This is a genomic window from Sulfuricurvum sp. (genome assembly GCF_028710345.1).
Classification (GTDB): Bacteria; Campylobacterota; Campylobacteria; order Campylobacterales; family Sulfurimonadaceae; genus Sulfuricurvum.
The window spans coordinates 20,754-39,404 of the sequence record NZ_JAQTUH010000001.1; the positions used below are offsets into that span (position 1 = coordinate 20,754).

Annotated in this window: 17 protein-coding genes; 12 read left to right on the forward strand and 5 right to left on the reverse strand. The window is 43.0% G+C overall.

The features are described 5' to 3' along the window. Positions 1 to 87: 87 nt before the first annotated feature. Positions 88 to 552, forward strand: coding sequence for a CYTH domain-containing protein (locus tag PHC76_RS00110; RefSeq protein WP_299969312.1), 465 nt, complete (start codon positions 88 to 90; stop codon positions 550 to 552). Positions 553 to 651: 99 nt separating this feature from the next. On the opposite strand, the gene PHC76_RS00115 is transcribed toward PHC76_RS00110, so the two are convergent. The 4 genes from PHC76_RS00115 to PHC76_RS00130 all read right to left on the reverse strand — a co-directional run bounded on the left by PHC76_RS00115 (position 652) and on the right by PHC76_RS00130 (position 3,769). Then, entirely contained in the window at positions 652 to 1,920 is a 1,269-nt protein-coding gene (locus PHC76_RS00115; RefSeq protein WP_299969310.1) for a 3-isopropylmalate dehydratase large subunit, read from the reverse strand. Between the two features lie 71 nt (positions 1,921 to 1,991). Next, positions 1,992 to 2,390, reverse strand: coding sequence for a c-type cytochrome (locus PHC76_RS00120; protein WP_299969308.1), 399 nt, complete (start codon positions 2,388 to 2,390; stop codon positions 1,992 to 1,994). Positions 2,391 to 2,411: 21 nt separating this feature from the next. Then, the gene (locus tag PHC76_RS00125; protein ID WP_300209708.1) at positions 2,412 to 3,125 is read right to left on the reverse strand and encodes an energy transducer TonB; all 714 of its coding nucleotides are present in this window, start codon (positions 3,123 to 3,125) and stop codon (positions 2,412 to 2,414) included. Continuing rightward, positions 3,122 to 3,769 carry a sulfite exporter TauE/SafE family protein gene (locus PHC76_RS00130; RefSeq protein ID WP_299969304.1) on the reverse strand — a complete coding sequence of 216 codons (648 nt, stop codon included), beginning with the start codon at positions 3,767 to 3,769 and terminating at the stop codon, positions 3,122 to 3,124. Before PHC76_RS00130 ends, PHC76_RS00125 begins: the two co-directional genes overlap by 4 nt. 190 nt (positions 3,770 to 3,959) lie before the next feature. Here PHC76_RS00130 and PHC76_RS00135 point away from each other — a divergent pair, with 190 nt between their 5' ends. From PHC76_RS00135 to PHC76_RS00185, 11 genes are all read left to right on the forward strand, one after another. Further along, a complete protein-coding gene (locus tag PHC76_RS00135; RefSeq protein WP_299969302.1) occupies positions 3,960 to 6,152 on the forward strand; it encodes a TonB-dependent receptor in 2,193 nt (730 codons plus the stop codon). Between the two features lie 17 nt (positions 6,153 to 6,169). Continuing rightward, positions 6,170 to 8,176 carry a TonB-dependent receptor gene (locus tag PHC76_RS00140; protein ID WP_299969300.1) on the forward strand — a complete coding sequence of 669 codons (2,007 nt, stop codon included), beginning with the start codon at positions 6,170 to 6,172 and terminating at the stop codon, positions 8,174 to 8,176. A gap of 76 nt (positions 8,177 to 8,252) precedes the next feature. Next, positions 8,253 to 9,164 carry a hypothetical protein gene (locus PHC76_RS00145; RefSeq protein ID WP_299969298.1) on the forward strand — a complete coding sequence of 304 codons (912 nt, stop codon included), beginning with the start codon at positions 8,253 to 8,255 and terminating at the stop codon, positions 9,162 to 9,164. Next, a complete protein-coding gene (locus tag PHC76_RS00150; RefSeq protein ID WP_299969296.1) occupies positions 9,151 to 10,164 on the forward strand; it encodes a 4Fe-4S binding protein in 1,014 nt (337 codons plus the stop codon). The genes PHC76_RS00145 and PHC76_RS00150 overlap by 14 nt, the downstream gene beginning before the upstream one ends. Continuing rightward, the gene (locus tag PHC76_RS00155) at positions 10,154 to 11,425 is read left to right on the forward strand and encodes a 2-hydroxyacyl-CoA dehydratase family protein (RefSeq protein ID WP_299969294.1); all 1,272 of its coding nucleotides are present in this window, start codon (positions 10,154 to 10,156) and stop codon (positions 11,423 to 11,425) included. The genes PHC76_RS00150 and PHC76_RS00155 overlap by 11 nt, the downstream gene beginning before the upstream one ends. Beyond that, positions 11,422 to 12,228: an acyl-CoA dehydratase activase gene (locus PHC76_RS00160; protein WP_299969292.1), complete on the forward strand. Its 807-nt coding sequence runs from the start codon at positions 11,422 to 11,424 to the stop codon at positions 12,226 to 12,228. The genes PHC76_RS00155 and PHC76_RS00160 overlap by 4 nt, the downstream gene beginning before the upstream one ends. Positions 12,229 to 12,412: 184 nt before the next feature. Further along, entirely contained in the window at positions 12,413 to 12,856 is a 444-nt protein-coding gene (gene exbB / locus PHC76_RS00165) for a TonB-system energizer ExbB (protein ID WP_299969290.1), read from the forward strand. Positions 12,857 to 12,957: 101 nt separating this feature from the next. Continuing rightward, positions 12,958 to 13,347, forward strand: coding sequence for a biopolymer transporter ExbD (locus tag PHC76_RS00170; protein WP_300209710.1), 390 nt, complete (start codon positions 12,958 to 12,960; stop codon positions 13,345 to 13,347). An 8-nt stretch (positions 13,348 to 13,355) separates the two neighbouring features. Next, the gene (locus tag PHC76_RS00175) at positions 13,356 to 15,446 is read left to right on the forward strand and encodes a TonB-dependent receptor (RefSeq protein WP_299969286.1); all 2,091 of its coding nucleotides are present in this window, start codon (positions 13,356 to 13,358) and stop codon (positions 15,444 to 15,446) included. A gap of 70 nt (positions 15,447 to 15,516) precedes the next feature. Continuing rightward, on the forward strand, positions 15,517 to 15,747 hold the full coding sequence (locus PHC76_RS00180) for an addiction module protein (protein ID WP_299969284.1): 231 nt from the start codon (positions 15,517 to 15,519) through the stop codon (positions 15,745 to 15,747). Further along, positions 15,747 to 16,037 carry a type II toxin-antitoxin system RelE/ParE family toxin gene (locus PHC76_RS00185; RefSeq protein ID WP_299969282.1) on the forward strand — a complete coding sequence of 97 codons (291 nt, stop codon included), beginning with the start codon at positions 15,747 to 15,749 and terminating at the stop codon, positions 16,035 to 16,037. The genes PHC76_RS00180 and PHC76_RS00185 overlap by 1 nt, the downstream gene beginning before the upstream one ends. Positions 16,038 to 16,241: 204 nt before the next feature. Here the strand turns inward: PHC76_RS00185 and PHC76_RS00190 are convergent, their stop codons facing one another. Beyond that, positions 16,242 to 18,590, reverse strand: a complete 2,349-nt coding sequence (locus tag PHC76_RS00190) for a TonB-dependent receptor (protein WP_299969280.1) — start codon at positions 18,588 to 18,590, stop codon at positions 16,242 to 16,244. Positions 18,591 to 18,651: the final 61 nt, after the last annotated feature.

Here is an 18,651-nt window from a genome sequence, read left to right on the forward strand (position 1 = left end):
GCTGAAAAAGGTATATATAATTAATACAGAAAGAAGTTGTTTGGTTGTAGAGCGAACAAAAATTAAATTATAGGATGGGTCGAAAACATGGCGTATGAAATAGAACGAAAATTTTTAGTGGATATTAGCAAAATCGATACATTAGACGAAGGTTATATCATCAAACAAGGTTATATTGAGACAACCAATAAAACTACAGTTAGGGTAAGAATTCGAGATCAAAATGCTTTTTTAACCATAAAAGGTGAAAATAATGGTATAAAAAGATTGGAATTTGAGTATGAAATACCACTGGATGATGCGAACGTGATGTTAGAAAAACTCTGTTTAAAATCTGTGATTGATAAAACACGATATGAACTAAAAGTAGGAAACCATGTATGGGAAATAGATATCTTCCATGGTATCAATAAAGGATTAATAGTCGCAGAAATAGAACTGAATGATGAAAATGAAACGTTTGATATTCCTGACTGGGTTACCAAAGAAGTAACTAGTGAGCGTAAATATCACAATTCTAATCTTATTCTCAATCCCTATTCACAATGGTGATGGCTCTTTTAGACGCTAAATGTTTTGATGCTAGAAGAGCATATTATTTTTGATACGGATGAGTAATTTACGCGGGATATAATAACCCCATAGAAGAGGTTATTTGATGGTTGAAGGATCGGTAATGTACCCTGTGATCGCCGAAGCGGCCGCGACGGCAGAGTTCGCCAAATAGACTTTGGATGAACGTGATCCCATGCGTCCTACGAAGTTACGATTGGTTGTTGCAACAGCTACTTCGTTGTCCCCTAAAATCCCCATATATCCGCCCAAACATGCACCGCAGGTCGGGTTAGAGACAACACCGCCCGCATCGATGATGATGTCCATATATCCGAGTTTCGTCGCTTCGCGTGCGATACGCTGAGTTCCTGGGGTGACGATAAGACGGACATCCGGATGGACACGTTTGCCCGCTAGGATTTCGGCGGCGATTTTAAGATCGCTAAGGCGTCCGTTGGTACAGCTTCCGATGAATGCTTGATCGACTTTGATTTGGTCGCTTACCGCTTGAGATAGACTATGCCCATTGGACGGTAAGAACGGGTAAGCGATAACCGGTTCGAGATTAGCCACATCGATTTCGAGCACCTGAACGTAGGTTGCATCGGCGTCAGAGTAGTGGATTTTTGGTTCACGTGCGAGAGGTTTATCGGCTAAGAATTCAGCCGTAATCTCATCATACGCAACAATACCGCTTTTTGCCCCCGCTTCAATCGCCATATTACACATACTGAAACGATCATCCATCGTGAGGTGAGGGATGGTGCTTCCGACAAATTCGAGGGTGCGGTAGAGTGCACCGTCTACCCCGATCATCCGGATCACTTCGAGGATGATATCTTTACCTGTCGTGTATTTGCCCGGTTTGCCACTTAAGATAACTTTGATCGACTCAGGAACTTTGAACCAGTTTCCCCCTGTCACCATCGCAAATGCCAAATCGGTAGAGCCCATCCCTGTCGAGAATGCACCGAGCGCACCGTGTGTACAGGTGTGTGAGTCGGCACCGATGATAACATCTCCCGGAACTACCAACCCTTTTTCAGGGAGCAATGCATGTTCAATCCCCATATCTTTTTCATCGAAGAAATTTTTCATCGAATGTTTTTTGGCAAAATCGCGACTGATACGTGCTTGGTTAGCTGAAGCTATATCTTTGGCAGGGATAAAGTGGTCGAGGACGATCGAGAATCCATCAGGATTAGCGAGAGCCGTTGCCCCTGAATCTTCGAATGCTTTGATCGAGATAGGGGTGGTGATGTCGTTTCCGATAACCATATCGATGGGTGAACGGACGATTTCACCCGCGTAAACGGGGTGCCCGACGTGCTCGGAGAATATTTTTTCGGTAATGGTTTGACGCATAATAAAAACCTTATATAGGGCTAAATAATGGCGCGATTATACCACAGAGAGGCTTAGGAGTTTTGCAGTGCTTACTCGTTTTTGTTTGCAAAACGCTCATACACATATTCCGCAACGGTGTTTGCCTCTTTGGGTGTTAAATTCTCTTTCAAAGAGGGCATTAGACCGAATTTCTTGATAGAGCTCTCTTGACAAAGTGATTTGGAGAGGTGTGGATTGATAATATAGTCACTGATAAATGCGACGGCTTCGGGTTTGGTCGGTTTTGATTGCTGAACATGAAACAAAACTCCCATCATTGGCGGTGCGATCATGGTATTGATTTTATCATAGGATGGTCGTGTTTCTAAATGACAATGGGAGCACTTCTCTTTGAAAAGTGCTTCACCTGAGGTATCGGCAGACAACGGTGTTGTTACAACATAAAGACTCATCAAAAATATGCTGAGTTGGTGTGAAAGTGATGACATTTTATTCCCTTATTGTGTGCTTTAGCTAGTCAGCTTAAATTCTAATGTTAAATCCATCTCCATCGGTAACGAGTCGTTGAGGTTCTTAGGAATATCTATACCGGCGGTTGATCCAACGGCTGCTTTGGCGGCGCTATGGAAAATATCTTCGCCGTGCTGAACCGAAATATTACGGATTGAACCATCGTTTAAAAGAGTAAATCGAACCGCAACTTCCCCCTCCATTCCACGACGCCGTGCAGCGGGAGGGTAGCGAAGATTTTTTTGGATAGCGTTGCGTAACAGAGCATAAAAAGAGCGTTTTTCAGATGCAAGATCGATTTTTGGTTTTGAGGGTGCTTGAACCACTTCGGCTGCGGGAGCATTTTGAACCCGTTGAGCTACTGGCGGTGTCGTGACGATGGGGGTTGGGGGTGCTGTCACTACCGGCGTTTGGATAGGGGGGGTGGGTTGAGGCGTTTGAGCCTTTATCGGGATGATTGGTTTGGGAATAATCGGCTGTTGTACTATCGGCTGAGGGGTAGGGGGTGTAATCTCAGCGGGGATATCACGTACCTCTTGGTGTTTGGGTTTTGGTGCCGAATCTGCCAGTGAGAGAACCATGATATGTTTGGTATCAATTTTTATCATCGGTGGCGGTGTGTGCATTTTGACTAAGACAAAAAATGCCAATGAACCCATTAGGGAATGAAACATGAGAGAGAGGAAAAATGATTTACGTGCAGTTGTCATCATAGGTGTATCCATCCTGTAAATATAGCGATTCCGACCCCCGCGAGGAGGATAGGAGCTGCGTGTTGGAGAAAATTTCGATAACGGGAGAGGTGAATCAGGCTCTCTTTGAGTATCCGTGTGAGAACCACTGAGAAAAAGAGAAACCACAAAAGTGTTGCCCCAAGACCAAATACCGCACCATACGCTATCGCCCATACAAGCGAATGCGATGATGCGCTCAGTGCCATCATGGTGATGACGGGGGCGCAGAGTGACATCGACAAAAGAGCTCCCGTGATAAACAGAGGAATCTGCCCTTGCGGTGTATGCGGTGAGGTGGAACAACACGAAGAGGAGGCTTTGAGTGAAAACCATAACCGCCCCGCGAGGATAATGGTGATACTTCCGAGCAAGTATCCCATGAGAGCGGTATCGCTGAGAATCGATTTAACCATGCTCGCACCCGCGTAGGCGATAAGGGAGAGAAAAATATATCCGCTAATCCGCCCTAGGCTAATAGGGAGCAACACGCGGAGGCTTTGTTGACGTGTACCGCTGTTTGCTAAAAGAATCGGCGATAACAACGGCATACAAGTGAGCATACACGCGGTTGCCCCATAGGAGAGAGCGACGATAAAAAGGGAGAAAAATGTTATAGCTTCCATCAGCTGTCCAAAGGTAAAAATAATATGATACTGTGACTAATCTGATATATAGTAAACATATAACTTCCTTAAGGTTTAAATAACATTTACTGCAATTATGAGATAAGAGTGTTACATTTGTGTTAAGGCTTAACAGTAATGTAACACTCTTTTGAAATAATTCTTGGATTTATTTAATACAAGGATATTAATGCAGAGAATTAAGTTATCAATGGTAGCAGTCATATTTTGTAGTAGTGCGTATGCAAGTGAAACAGTTGATTTGGGGGATGTATCGATTACAGCGACGAAAACAACGCAAAGTACATTTGAATCTCCTGCAAGTGTTGAGGTTGTGAGTGCAAAGAAAATCGAGCAAAAATCGGTTCAGCGAGCGGATGAGGCACTTAAAGATGTCGCGGGTGTTACGGTGCGCTCAACAGGGGATCACGCTCCGAACAGTTATAATAATCAAGTGACCTTACGTGGTATACCGGGGTATTACAGAACGGCTGTTATGGTGGATGATTCCCCTATGAACAATGCATTTTCTGGTGGTGTAAACTGGTCGAATATGATGGTGGATGATATTCAACAAATTGAAGTAGTTAAGGGACCTTTTTCGTCATTGTATGGCGGGAATGCTATGGGGGGTGTTATAAACATCATCACTAAAGAGCCTACAGAGAGAGAAATATCTGTAAAAACGGGTTATGGAAGCAATAATTATAAAAACGGTTCAATTATTTATCGGGATAAAATTACCGATAAACTCGGTATTACGCTCGATTATAACCGACAACAAAGTGATGGTTATGTCGGTGATTTAGTAGTAACCAAGTCTCCCTCCAATGGCACAAGCGGGACAAGTGTGTTTGGTCAAGAGGCTTCAACGGATTCGACAGGCAAAACGGTTTATATCGTAGGAGACAAAGGGAATAAACCATGGTGGATGAACAATGCGGGCATCAAGTTAATATATAGATTCGATGATGTTTCAAAGCTGACGTTCGGTATGAGCTATCATGAACATAAAAATGATTATGATCGTTTTAATACCTATTTGAGAGACAGTGCAGGAAATCCGTTTTATTCGGGAAGTGCACAATTAAATTCGACACAAGTAGCATCTATGAGTGAAAAAGATTATCTCTCAGGTCCAACCGGAGAAGAGACGAAAAAGTATACTCTTGCGTACGAAACAAAATTTATGAACACGGTCAAAGCCAAATTTAAAGCTGATTATACGGAGTTTGGATATTGGTATATTTCTCAATCTACGGGGGCAACATCGAATGGTGGGGCAGGGACATTTACTGATATTCCCAACAAAAAAACGTATGCATCGGCACAATTTGATTTTCCTCTCGGTGAAATGAACTATATCGTTATCGGTGTGGATACCAATAAAAACGAACTGGATAAATCGGTAAAAGTCTTACCGAATTGGAGAGACGATTCAACAACGACGACTTTGAACTCGATTAATAACGGGGATAGTACAACAAATGCGTTGTTTCTCCAAGATACTATAGATTTTTCTGAACAGTGGGTTTTATATGTCGGAGGTCGATACGATACATGGAAAACCAAAGGGTTAGCCGAGAGTTATGTAGCACCTACATACTCATTAGCATACGATACCCGAAAAGATTCTCAATTCAGTCCTAAAGCATCACTTGTCTATCTCCCTACACACAATACAACTATTCGAACATCAATAGGGCAAGCATTTAAAGCACCGTTATTATCCGATTTGTATTCATCGTATGTTGGTAGCAACGGTACATTGTATCAGGCAAATTCGGATCTCAAACCGGAAAAGACAACATCATGGGAGATTGGATTTGATCAACGTTTTGGTACAAAAACGGAACTAAAAGCGACCTATTATGTCAACAATCTTACAAATCTAATCTATTCAACACAGGTTAGTACGACGTTAAATGAAAAACGTAATGCAGGAAAAGCGAAAATTAATGGAGTGGAAGTAGAGGTTAAACAAGAGTTAGTAGAGGGAATTAACGCATTTGCAAATTTTACCTATAGCGATACTGAAATCACCCAAAACGATGCTAATCCTGCTTTGGTCGGTAAAGAGCTTACCTATATGCCTAAAAAACAATTCAATATCGGTGTAACGGGAAAACAAGGTTCTTGGAACGGGTCATTGATTGCAAATTATATGGATGATCTCTATACAACTGAGACAAATACTGATGTAGTCAAAGGGGTGTATGGTGCTTATGAATCCTATTTTACGGCGGATGCAAAAATAGGGTATCAGTTTACAAAATGGTTAAACGGCTCGTTGGCGGTCAATAATATTTTTGATAAAGAGTTTTATCAGTATGGGTTAAACGCGGGACGAACGGTATACGGCGAGTTGGCATTTAAATTTTAAATAAACGGAGAGATAGGATGAAAAGAATTACATTATCATTGGCAGCAGTGGCGTTTTGCAGTAGTGTTTATGCGAGTGAAGCGGTTAATTTGGGAGATGTGTCGGTTACGGCAACACGAACGGAACGTAAAGTTATCGATGTTCCCGCGAGTATTGAAATTATTACCCAAAAAGATATTGAAAGTTCTGTTGCACGAAGTGCCGATGAGTTGCTCAAAGAGGTCTCCGGTATCGATTTTAAACACAATATCGGGGTGATGAGTGCGAGTACTACCAATAAAATTGTGATGCGCGGTTTAGGTGGTTCTACTGAGGGGCGTGTGTTACTGCTCATAGATGGTGTACCCATGAACGATATGTATGGTGGAGAGGTAGAATGGAACCGAATCCCCGTTTCGATGATTCAGCGTATCGAAATCGTCAAAGGGGTTTCATCAGCATTATACGGTTCGGGTGCTATGGGTGGTGTTATTAATATCATTACGAAAAATCCTACAGAGAAATTTAATGCCGATGTTGCACTCACTTATGGAAGTATGAATACGAAAATAGCGTCTCTGGGTGCGGGAGGGAAATATAATGATTTTGGATTTATCTTCTCCGGCGATACTATGACCAGTGATGGATACAATCCGGAAACGACAGCAAATACAAAAACATATACTCGCGACAAAGGGGCGGAACGTAACAATTTTAATGGAAAAGTGACGTACGATATCGACCCGACATCATCGATCTATCTTTCCGGTTCCTATTATGATAACCAAACAACGGGAACTATGAGTTTGGCGGGATATAACCCTTACCATCAGGAGTTAAAGAACTATTCTACCGGGTATACCAAAAAATTTGACAATCATGCAGAGTTCTCAGTACGAGCATTTTATAAAGACGAATACAGCAAATATGACTCTGCTAACACTGCTAAAACAGCGGTTCAATATCAAAGTTCCAGTACAAATCTCGATCAAGGAGGCGGGTTACAATACACCCTTCCTCTAACAGATAATGGGGTGCTCGGAACGAGTACTCTTGTTAGTGGTGTCGATTTGAGACAGGGGAGTATAAATCGTCATAATTTTTATATAGACGGCAGTGGAAAAGATATTAAAGTTCAGGGAAAACAACAATATGTTGGACTGTTTTTACAAGATGAGACATTTATCGGAGATAATTTTATTATTAACGTCGGAGGTCGTTACGATACGTGGGACAATTATGACGGATACAATTATGATACCTCTAGGTCACCAAATGAGACTACTTACGCAAAAACATCCACTACCGGATTTAGCCCAAAAATAGGGGCAGTGTACCATGTTAGTGACTCAACATCGCTTCGCTCATCAGCAGGAAGTGCTTATCGTGCACCTACCCTCTCAGATTTGTATAACACCTATGTTTCAGGATCATTAATTTACTACGGTAACCCAGATTTAAAACCTGAGAAAGTAGTGTCGTACGAGATTGGGCTTGATCAAAAGATTGGTGATGGAAAGATCAATCTTACGGCTTATCAGAGTTATGCAAAAGATTTCTTTTATTTTGTGACAACTCCACCGAGCGGAGGCTATACAAAAGCTCAAACAAAAAGCAATGTCGGAAAGGTAAAGATACACGGTGTTGAAGCGGATTTTACCTATCCGTTGTATGAGAATATTCAATTGTTGACAAATTACACGTATAACGTTTCTAAGATTGATGAATACATACAAAATACCGCATTAGAGGGTAAATATCTGATTGAAGTGCCAAAACACAAAGGGTCACTCACCCTCTCTTATAGTAATCCTGAATGGTTTGATGCGAAATGTGCTGCACGCTATGTTGGGAAACGTTTTAGCGATGATGTTAATACGGTGCAATACAGCAGTTACACTATGTATGATTTGAAGCTTTCTAAAAAAATCGGATCAATGGTTGAGGCGGCTTTGGAAATCAACGATTTGTTTGATAGTGGGTATACCGAGTATTATGTATCTCCGGGACGCGTTGTCTATGGTACGTTAAAAGTGACATTCTAATGTTTTTGATTGATAGCATAATGGGGAGGAATGAGTGAAAAACTTAATGATTAAACTACAACTAGTAGTTATGCTAATGTCCATAAGCACAGCTCTTTTCGCGGATGATTTTGTATGGCTCGATGAGGTTAAAAAGAAATCGTGCTGCAAAGGTGCCGATAAAGAATCTGGAGCCAAAGAGTTTGTTATTAAAAAAGGGACATTTGATGAGAATAAAAAGGTCCGTGATTTAAATAATAGCATTATCTATGTTCGTGATATGGATCATGCCGTCACTGAGCTGAATGTGAGCGGTGGGAAAATCTCTTTTACCCCTGTGCATAAGGGGGGTTATCGTCTCTATTTTGAACAAAAAACGGTTCAGGACGGTATTTTGCAGGTTAATCTCTCCTCGATGAGAATTCATAACAAAGAGGGGAATATTTCACAGTCTCTCCTCAAAGAGATTCGAGGGAAAACGAATGATTCGCATTACGATCATGAACCTCTCGCACAACTCCCTTTTGAACTGATTATGGAGAGACCAATCCGTAAACACCATATTAACTGCTGTCTTTATTCGGGTGACATTGCCCCTTTCAAGGTCTATTACAAAGGAGAAGAACGTAAAGATGTTCCGTTGCGTGTGAGTATGGAGAGTGGCTGGAATGCTACGATTCAACCCGATGATGCGGGGGCACTCTCATTTGAAATTCCGCGCAGTACTTATGCCAAAACGGAAAAAGAGAAGAAGCGTTCCGAAAAGATGCTTGTCGAAGCGTCGTATGATGTGAACGAATCGGGGGTATATAATGGAGAAGCCTATCATGGTGTCCGTTATGTGATGAGTTTACCCCTCTCGTTTGGTGCATCACCGCTCGAATACGAATCACAAGTATTAGGATTTGCAACCGCAATCGGGGTGATGCTCGTCTTTTCACTAGGGTTTTATTATAACCGACGACGCAAGCGTAAAACGCCCAAGGAGATCTATTTTGACGAAGAATAAATTTAGTCTCCGCCGTGCTGTCAATAATATGAATTTGGTGCGGTTTCGGTTTTGGTTTCAGATAGTCGCATTTGCTTTGGTCGTTTACGGGGGATACATCGGGCTTGATTTAGGCGATAAACTTCCGACGTTTGCGTGTGTGTTTAACGGAGAGGGGACAGGGGGTAAATGTTATGTTGGAGAGCTTCAACACGATTTAAAACATCCGCTTGAGGGATTTATGGGGTTTGCGGGATATGCGTTTCTCATCTCTTTGGGGATGTTTGCGGTGTGGTTTTGGGCACTGAATAAAGGGTGGTGCGGTTTTGTCTGCCCTCTGGGGACAATGCAAGACTGGCTCACAATGTTACGCGAAAAAACAAAAATCCGTTACAGTGAATACTCATGGGCGAATCGCGGGAAGATTAAAAGTATCAAATACATTTTATTGATCTTGTTGCTACTGCTCCCCGTGATGATTGCTAACTCAGTATTTGGACTTCCGAAACTCCCGAACGGTCTTTCGATGCCGTTTTGTGATATTTGTCCCGGACGGATGATGATTCCGGCATTTACAGGTCATTTTAATCAGTTTTATATCGATTTTTCATCGAAAACGGATTTGGTGATGACGACATTGGGGATGATTATAACGGGACTGTTTTTGGTTGGAAGTTTTATCAAAAAACGGTTTTTTTGTTATTTTTGTCCAATGGCGGCATTGCAGTATGTTTTCTCGAAACCGGCATTACTCAAACTCTACAAAGACGGCTCAAAATGTACCAAATGCGGCGATTGTTACCGCGCATGCGATATGGATATCCTCGAAATCGCCGATGACGTGACGAGCAAAAATTTAGTCACCGAAGATTGTACCCTCTGTCTCAAATGTGTTGCGGCATGTCCTGAGGAGGGGTGTTTGGAAGCTAATTTTATGGGAGCTACTATTTTCGAATCGACCAAAGAGGGATTCATTCTACGGATGGCGATGGATCAAAACAAGGAGAATCATGCACACTGAACATACGATTGAGACCTCGGCAGAGCGTCAAAACCGCCACAAAGCGATGGAGGCGATAAGCGTCATCAATGCACTCAGGGAGGATTTTAAATCCCCTATCCACAGTATGGGCTATTTTTACGATTTGTTTGAAAAAGTCTATTGTCATCACCAACCGCTCCACGAGGGGAAAGCGAAAATCGGGACGATGTGTATCCAAATCCCCTCGGAAATCATTTATGCACTTGATGGGGTGCCTATAAGATTATGTAACGGGTTTTATACCGACGATGAAATCGGCGGTGATTTATTACCGCAAAAGTCATGTCCACTGGTCAAAGCAACGGTAGGATGGTTCGCTTCGGATAATTTTTCCGATAAGCCCGACATCACTTTTTCTCCGACGACGTGTGACCAAAAGACCAAAGCGGGAGCCATCATCGAGAGTTTCGGACATACCGTGATCGATGTCGGGTTTCCCCGTACCAAAGAGAGTGAAGAGAGTCGTCACTACTGGCGCGAGAGTGTCAAAAGTTTTGCCGTGAAACTCTCTAAATTTCAGGGGAAAAAGCTGACCCGGTCCAATCTGGAGAGTGCGATCAAAAAGGTGGGGTATGCACAATCGCTCTATCATAAGCTCACCGAATTTCGAAAAAACAAAGCGGTTCCGATTTTGGGTGTCGATATGTTTTTGGTCACGAACGCTTTTTTCTTTGACAAAATAGATGAGTGGATAAGTGCGGTCGAAAAACTGGTTGTAGAGTTGGAACAACGGGCGAGTGAGGGTGTCAACGTGGCTGGAAAAGCGAGTCCGCGTATCGTCTATACCGGTTCACCGCCGATTTTCCCCAACTATAAAATCCCCCTCATTATCGAACAAAGCGATGCAATCATCGTCGCCGATGAGACGTGCAGTTCGAACCGTATGTTTAACGATATGGTGGCAGTGGATGAGTGGAATCTCTATGACATGATCGATTCGGTTTCGGATAAATATCTCAAAGCGTGTACTTGCCCGATATTCACCCAAAACGATGATCGAATCCGCAGAATCATCCAGTTGGTGCGCAGTTATAACGGTGATGGGGTGATCTATCAGGCGTTTGCAGGGTGTCAAGTGTATGAGATGGAACAACGCAGTGTCTTGGCGGCAATGGAGAAAGAGGGGATTCCGATTCTCTACATCGAGAGCGATTACAGCCCCTCACAACACGGACAACTTACGACGCGGGTTGAAGCGTTTATAGAGTCATTAAAAAATCGAAAGAGAATGAAAAAATGAGATATTTTGTAGGGATAGATATCGGCTCTACCGCGATCAAAATCAGTGTCGCGGATGAGAATAAAAACTTAGTCGGGCATAAAATCAGCGCGAGCGGGAGTATGTTTTACAAATACGCCCAAGAGGCGTTAGCAGAGCTGTTAAAAGAGTTAGGTATTGATGAGAGCGAGGTGGTCTATACGGTGGCTACGGGATATGGTCGAAAGCTTTTTAAAGAGGCGGATGAAAATATCAGTGAGATTACCGCCAATGCAATCGGTGCGCAACAAGCCGCCAAAAGTTATGGCAATATCAAAACAATCATCAACATCGGCGGACAAGACAGCAAGGCGATTTCACTGGATGCCGAGGGGAATGTGGTTAATTTCGCCATGAACGACCGTTGCGCGGCGGGGACGGGGAAATTTCTCGATGTCGTAGCGATGAATTTGGAGATAGGGGTGGATGAACTGAGTGATTATCATTTTAAATCCAAAGGGACACCGCTTTCAATCAGCAGTACGTGTGCCGTATTTGCCGAATCGGAGATTATCGGGTTGCTAGGGAATAATCACAGCGTCGAAGACATCGTCTCAGGGGTGCACTACTCTATCGCCAAACGGATTGTAAAATTGGTGAAACGGGTAGGGGTCAAAGAGAACGTCTATTTCGACGGAGGACCGGCTCTCAATGATGGGTTGGTGAGTGCTATCGAAAATGAGTTGGGGCATAAAATATTTGTCCCTGAGTATCCGCAAATCACGACATCGTACGGCGCGGCGGTGTTGGCGTGTGATGCGTTTTTGAGTGAATCAGCGAGTTAGAAACTGATGTTATTGTATTTTGTAAAATTTGCAGGTCAAATGCTATTTTTGGAAGTGAGGCTTTAGCCTCGCATAGTTGCTTTGTTAGGAGTTTCAATGATTGCGAAGCTTTTGGCGGGGCTAAAGCCCCACTTCCGATGAAATAGTAAGATTAGTTAGAAACATCAATAAAAAGGAAAGTAAAATGGAAAACAGCAGCATGTTAGAGTTCGCCCATATGGGAGTGGATTATGGAATCATCGGAATCCTTATTATCATGAGTATCACCTCGTTATGGCTCTTTATAGAGAGAATGATGAGTTACGGCTCCATCCGACTCGATGAGTACAAAAATAAAGAAGAACTCGAACTCGATTTGGGTAACAACGTCGGTACTATCGCCACCATAGGATCAAACGCACCCTACGTTGGACTACTCGGAACCGTACTGGGAATTATGATTACCTTCTATAGCCTTGGTGATATCGGAGCAGTCGATCCCAAAAAAATTATGACAGGACTAGCACTCGCCCTTAAAGCAACCGCAATGGGACTCGTCGTCGCTATCCCCTCTATCGTGTTCTATAACATCCTGCTCCGTAAAATGGAGAGACTCCTCACCATGTGGGAAATTAAAAACAAAGGGTAAGTTTATTAATGCACGTAAACGTGCATGAGCTTACTGCTGAAGTAAACTTAGCGTTAGCGTAGCTATCGGGACGAGTTCCGATGGCGTATTAAGGAGAAAAAATGAAAATGAAACGTATGGATACCATCAACGTTATCCCCTTTATCGATATTATGCTCGTACTGCTCGTCATGGTACTCACCACCGCGACCTTTATACGAACCGGACTTATCCCCGTTGATTTACCGGATGCCAAGGGGAGCGCAACCGAGCATAAACCATCAGAATTAAAACTCACCATCAAAAAAGATGGAACCCTCTGGGTTGATGAAACCACCACGGTGAGTTTAGAACAATTCGAACAACGGGTTGTTTCAGGGGGAAAAGAGATGACTGTCGTCCTCTATAGCGATAAAGATGCGGCATTCCAAAACTTCGTCGGAGTGATGGATGTTCTCAAACGTCTGGGGCATGAACAGCTCTATATTGTCACTGACAAACAAAATAAATAGGAGCTACTTTGAAACATCAACCTTATATACGGTATTTATTGGTAGCGAGTACACTGTTATCAAGTGTGTGTGCACAAGAGATTGTGACGTTAGAAAAAATCCAAATCTCCGAAGAGTATACCGCTATCGACGAGCGACGGGATAACTCTATCGCCAAACGGATTATCAAGGCAGAGGAGTTGACTCAGTATGGGGATTCGAATGCGTTAGAGATTCTCCGACGCACTCCGGGGGTAACGATTCCAAATGGCAAAGGACCCGCTAGCGCTCCGGGTAAGGGGTATACGGTGGTGATGATTGACGGTGAGGCAACTTCGACGGGAACTAGTAAGCGCGTTAGTCCTTTAGAACAAATTTCACCCGATATGATCGAGCGGATTGAGGTAATGACGAACGGTTCGGCGGAATATACTGCTGAATCGATGGGGGGGATTGTTAATATTGTCCTCAAAAAACCAAAGACAGAGGGACGAAGCTCTGCAAAGGTAACGTTTGGTGCCTACGGTGAGGATTTGAGTGAAACAGCGTATCTTCAACGAGAAGGGAAAATTGATAAAATTTCGTATTTGATGAATCTGAACGCGTCTAACAATGTCAAAGAGGATCGGACGGATATATTAGTCGATAAAACAGTATTGAATACTGCCGAGGAGCGTGATGATAAAAATAAAAATCGCTCTGTAGGGCTTCGAGCAAAGCTCAATTATACTGCCTCTCCCCGTCTTAAAATACTCTATGACGGTTCTGTAACGTTTAATCATGATACCGATAGAATTAATTCAACGACCCTAACCGAAGGCTCAGCCACTCCCACTCGTCAATACCATAGTTATGACGATGCTACCAATACGATGCTGTGGTCGGCGTTGGGAGCAGAACATCGATTCGGAGATGATATTTTTGAATGGAAGGCAAAAATCCACTCGTTCGAAGAGAGGGGTGATTTGGAGTCATTATCGACCCCTTCGGGGAGTAGCCGTCAAGAACACGATTATGTATTGAGCCGATTTTATGGTCTTCAGGGGGATTATTCCGCACTTCGAGCTGAGCACTTTATCAAAGCGGGATTTGAGCTCAAAAGAAGCGATCAAATCGATGAAACGACAAGGGTGTTAAATGGGGTAGATGTCACCTCTATAAACGATAAAATTCAAATGAAAGAGGACAAGCTCTCCCTCTACGTCCAAGACGAATACACAATGAATGATTGGATTATTCTCACACCCGGACTCCGTTATGAGACATTAAAGAGGGACTATAGCTCAACCTCGAATCTGGATTACTTTGCCCCATCATTGCACGCACTGTTTCAGGTGACACCAAAAGACAATATCCGTGCAAGTGTCGCTCAAACCGTCCGCCTCCCAAGACTCAGCCAACTATCGGCGAGCACCAACAGTACCCTCGATGAAAACAGTATTCATCGCCCCGATGTAATCGGAAATCCGAATCTAACCGAAGAAAAAGCTTTGAGTTATGAATTACGATATGAGCACTTTTTTGCCGATAAAGGGGTGGCGAGTATCGGTGGGTTTTACCGTAATATCAGTGATAAAATTGAAAATATGACTCGTTTTAACTCGATATCGGGACGTTATGAGCAAACCCCTGCAAATGCAGGAGAGGGATCATTATGGGGTCTTGAGTTAGAGCTTAAAAAATCGCTCAAAGAGTATGTGGAAGGTTTCGGCATTTTTGCCAATGCTACACTGCAAGACTCATCGCTCAGCAACACCTTCACCGGAGTCAAAAGAGAGATTTTGCAAACACCGAGTTTTACCTGTAACCTTGGTTTCGATCACACTCTAAAAGAGTCTGAAATTACCTATGGAGCGGCGTATCGCTATGTAGGCGGATACGATGATCCGCAAGAGTATTTTATATCCCAATCGCAAAAAGGGTACGGTACGCTCGATTTTTATGCTAATAAACGGCTCGATAAAACGTTTAAATTGCAGTTTAATGTGAAAAATATTACCGCTTCTACGATAGAGACAACGTCACATTTGTATGATACCTCAGGGGCAATCACGCAAACCCAAGTGGACAAAGAGCACTCAAAACCACAGGTGCTTTTATCGCTTGAGGGGAAATGGTGATTTCCCTCCCAAAATTCTACATTTGATATTCTAGTGCGTTATAATATTATGATGATAAAAGGAGGTACTGATGATTGCTTTAAATGCTAACCAATTATTAGCCGAGGTTGATTCAATGCCAATCGATCTTAAAACAAAACTAATCGATAAACTTTTACGCAGTCTTACTCCTAACTCTGAGAGTATTGATACTTTATGGAAACAAGAGATTGATAAACGAGTGAATGCTATTGAATCAGGAGAAGTCTCTCTTGTCGATGGAAATGAGGTATTTCGTAAAATTCAAGAACGCTTCGCTTGATGCAATTTCATTTTCATCCTGATGCTGAGCTTGAATTAAATCGAGCAATCGATTATTATGAAGAGTGTCAGGAACACTTAGGGTTAGAGTTTGCACAAGAGATTTATGCAACCATACATCGTGTCGTAGATTTTCCAAATGCATGGCAAGCTATGACTACAAAAACAAGACGCTGCTTAACAAATCGTTTTCCCTTCGGTATTGTTTACCAAATACGCAACAATGAAATCATTATCATCGCCATAATGCATCAAAATCAAAAACCTTTTTACTGGAAAAATCGTTTTTAGTAGCTTTTCATGCTGTCCATTTTGATTTTTAGGACGTAATTAACCATTTTTCTATGATATATTTTGAATCTTATACTATCAAAATCAATAAATCTATACTAAATACCAAGATTTTAAGGTTTTTATCGCTTGAGGGGAAATGGTAATTATCTATTTTTAGTAAAACGTCGGCGTAAGAGCCGACGCGAAGAGTAGAGAAGAAGATTAGAATTTATAATTCACACTAGTGTAAAGTGTGCGACCCATACCTGGGACAGCAGTACCCCACATGGATGCGCTTCCTGAGGCACCGTATGAGCCTGCATTTGGTGTTGCATAACTGATTGTACCAGCTTCTTTGTTAAGAGACATGGTTGCACCCTCTCCGGTATAAGCACCGCCAAGTGGCAAGTAGTAAAGGGTATCGAATAGATTTTCTACACCGAAATCAACACGCACTTTCTGCCATGAGTAACTGCCACGCATATTAACGAGGCTATAACCGGGCGTTTTGATTTCATTGCGCACGTCTGAGACGCTATCTTTTGCTTTAACCCCAATCATTTCAAGTGCATTATCCCAGTTGCCTGATGTATGTGTTAATGCTAGTTTCGCATTGAGCGGCATGATATTGTATAAATCATCCCCTGTTTCACGATTTTTACCGTTGGTATAGTTTACTACACCTTTTAGACTAAAATCGCTTCCGAGTGACATTTTACCGGCAAGGTCGATACCGTAAAGGCGTGCTTCTTGATTGACGTATTGTAATCTGACGAAACTGTTGGTGGCGGTTGCATTGGCTGCCGGAGCACCAGGGTATGTACGGCGAGCATCAATATAATCTTGGACATGAGAGTAATACGGTGTCATCATAAACTGATATTTACCTCCGACACTGTGCCAATTTGCAGTGAGACTGAGGGTGTGAGCAATTTCAGGTTTGAGATCAAGATTTCCGACATAGCCGTTACCATCACCGACAAAGTTGTTCATCTCCATTGCCATGGCGTTGGTTGACCACGGATATCGCTCATAGAGGTTTGGAGAACGGGTTTTTTGAGCAAGACCGAACTCGATTGAACTTTGTTCATTGAGGGCATTTTGTGTCAATAGTGTTATGTCCAGATTGTTATCGGTTCGTTTGTGATCCAAATCATTCCAAGCTTGTCGTGTCCCTACGGAGCTGTTGGCATACATCATACCGGTATTGTAGCCTTGGATATCACCGCTATCGCTTTTTACTTGTTCGAAGCGTAAACCAAGCAATGATTTCCACTGAGGACTCCATGTGGCTTCCCACTCACCGAATGCTGCTAAACGATCACGTTTGCCGTCACGAATATTCCAAAACGTATCGGGTGCCATCCCTCCGGTACAGTTGGCGGTTGAGCCTGTATAGCCACAATCAGGTGCCGGTGGCCACCAGTCGTTCAATCGGTAGGTTTGCCCTTCCATACCGAGACGTAACAGATCTCTGGAGTTAAGTTCGATATCTGTTTTGATAGAAACACCGTTGGTTTTTCCTTCGGTGTACATCGGCATACCGTTGACGGGATAGGTATTGTTTACAAGAGCACCGTAGTTGTAGAGTTTATCCTCTCCAAAATCCATGAAATGATCTACGGTTTCGTGGTAGGCACGCGCTTCTAAATTACCCCATCCGAACGAGGCGGCGTAACGTAGATTGAGCCGTTTTTCCTCATTATCTAACATATCCATACGCTGATTCGGATAAAGTTGGTACGGTAAATCTTGATAGCCGAATTTAGCCTCGAACAGCTGATTGTTGTTTTGGAATGCAAGCCCTAGTGTGTGGTTACGCGTCTCATACGCTGTCGAACCCACCTCGTCTGAATCTACTTGGCGCAGTGTAGGTGTTCCGGCGTTGAGGGTATTGGACGGATTGATGGCAGTAGTGAGGGTAAAGTGTTTGTAATCGCCACCTGCTTTGTAATTATCAGATTTGGCGGTTGCGCTGTTATAACTAATGTTTAACGATTCGGTAGCGTAGGTAGCCGACAAGTTGGCACCATAAGCATTGCCGTTGCTACGGTAGAATGCACCGACTTCACCTTCAAATAAGTTACCTTGTCCCGGCAGAGCAAATTTCGGTGTACGTGTTTCAGCGATGATACTACCGCCGATGCTATCACCGCCGACACTTACCGGAGATACGCCGGTATACACTTTCATTGACTCTACATTCGTCGGATCGACATAGGATAGTGCAGGGTTCATGTGGTTCGGACATGAGGCAATCAGATCCATACCGTCCACTTTAATCCGCAGACGATCATCCGCGAGTCCGTGGATGGCAGGTAAACTAGATACACCACCGGCACCGTAGAGATTTACACCCGGCACGTCACGCAAAAGCGATGCTGTATCGCTGGTTGCCGCACGCAGTTTTGATAGCTCAGGTTTGATTACGGATTCGCTGGTATTGTCGGTGTTTGCAACAACCGAAATTTTGTCCAACTGGAGTTCGGTCGTGTTTTCAGCCCCAAAACAGGAGCTAACAATTAAAGATGAAAGTAGAATGCTATGAGCAATTCGACGATTATTTACCATTATATTTCCTTGAAATTTAAGATTTATCTTATAATTATGGATAAGAAGTGTTACATTAGTG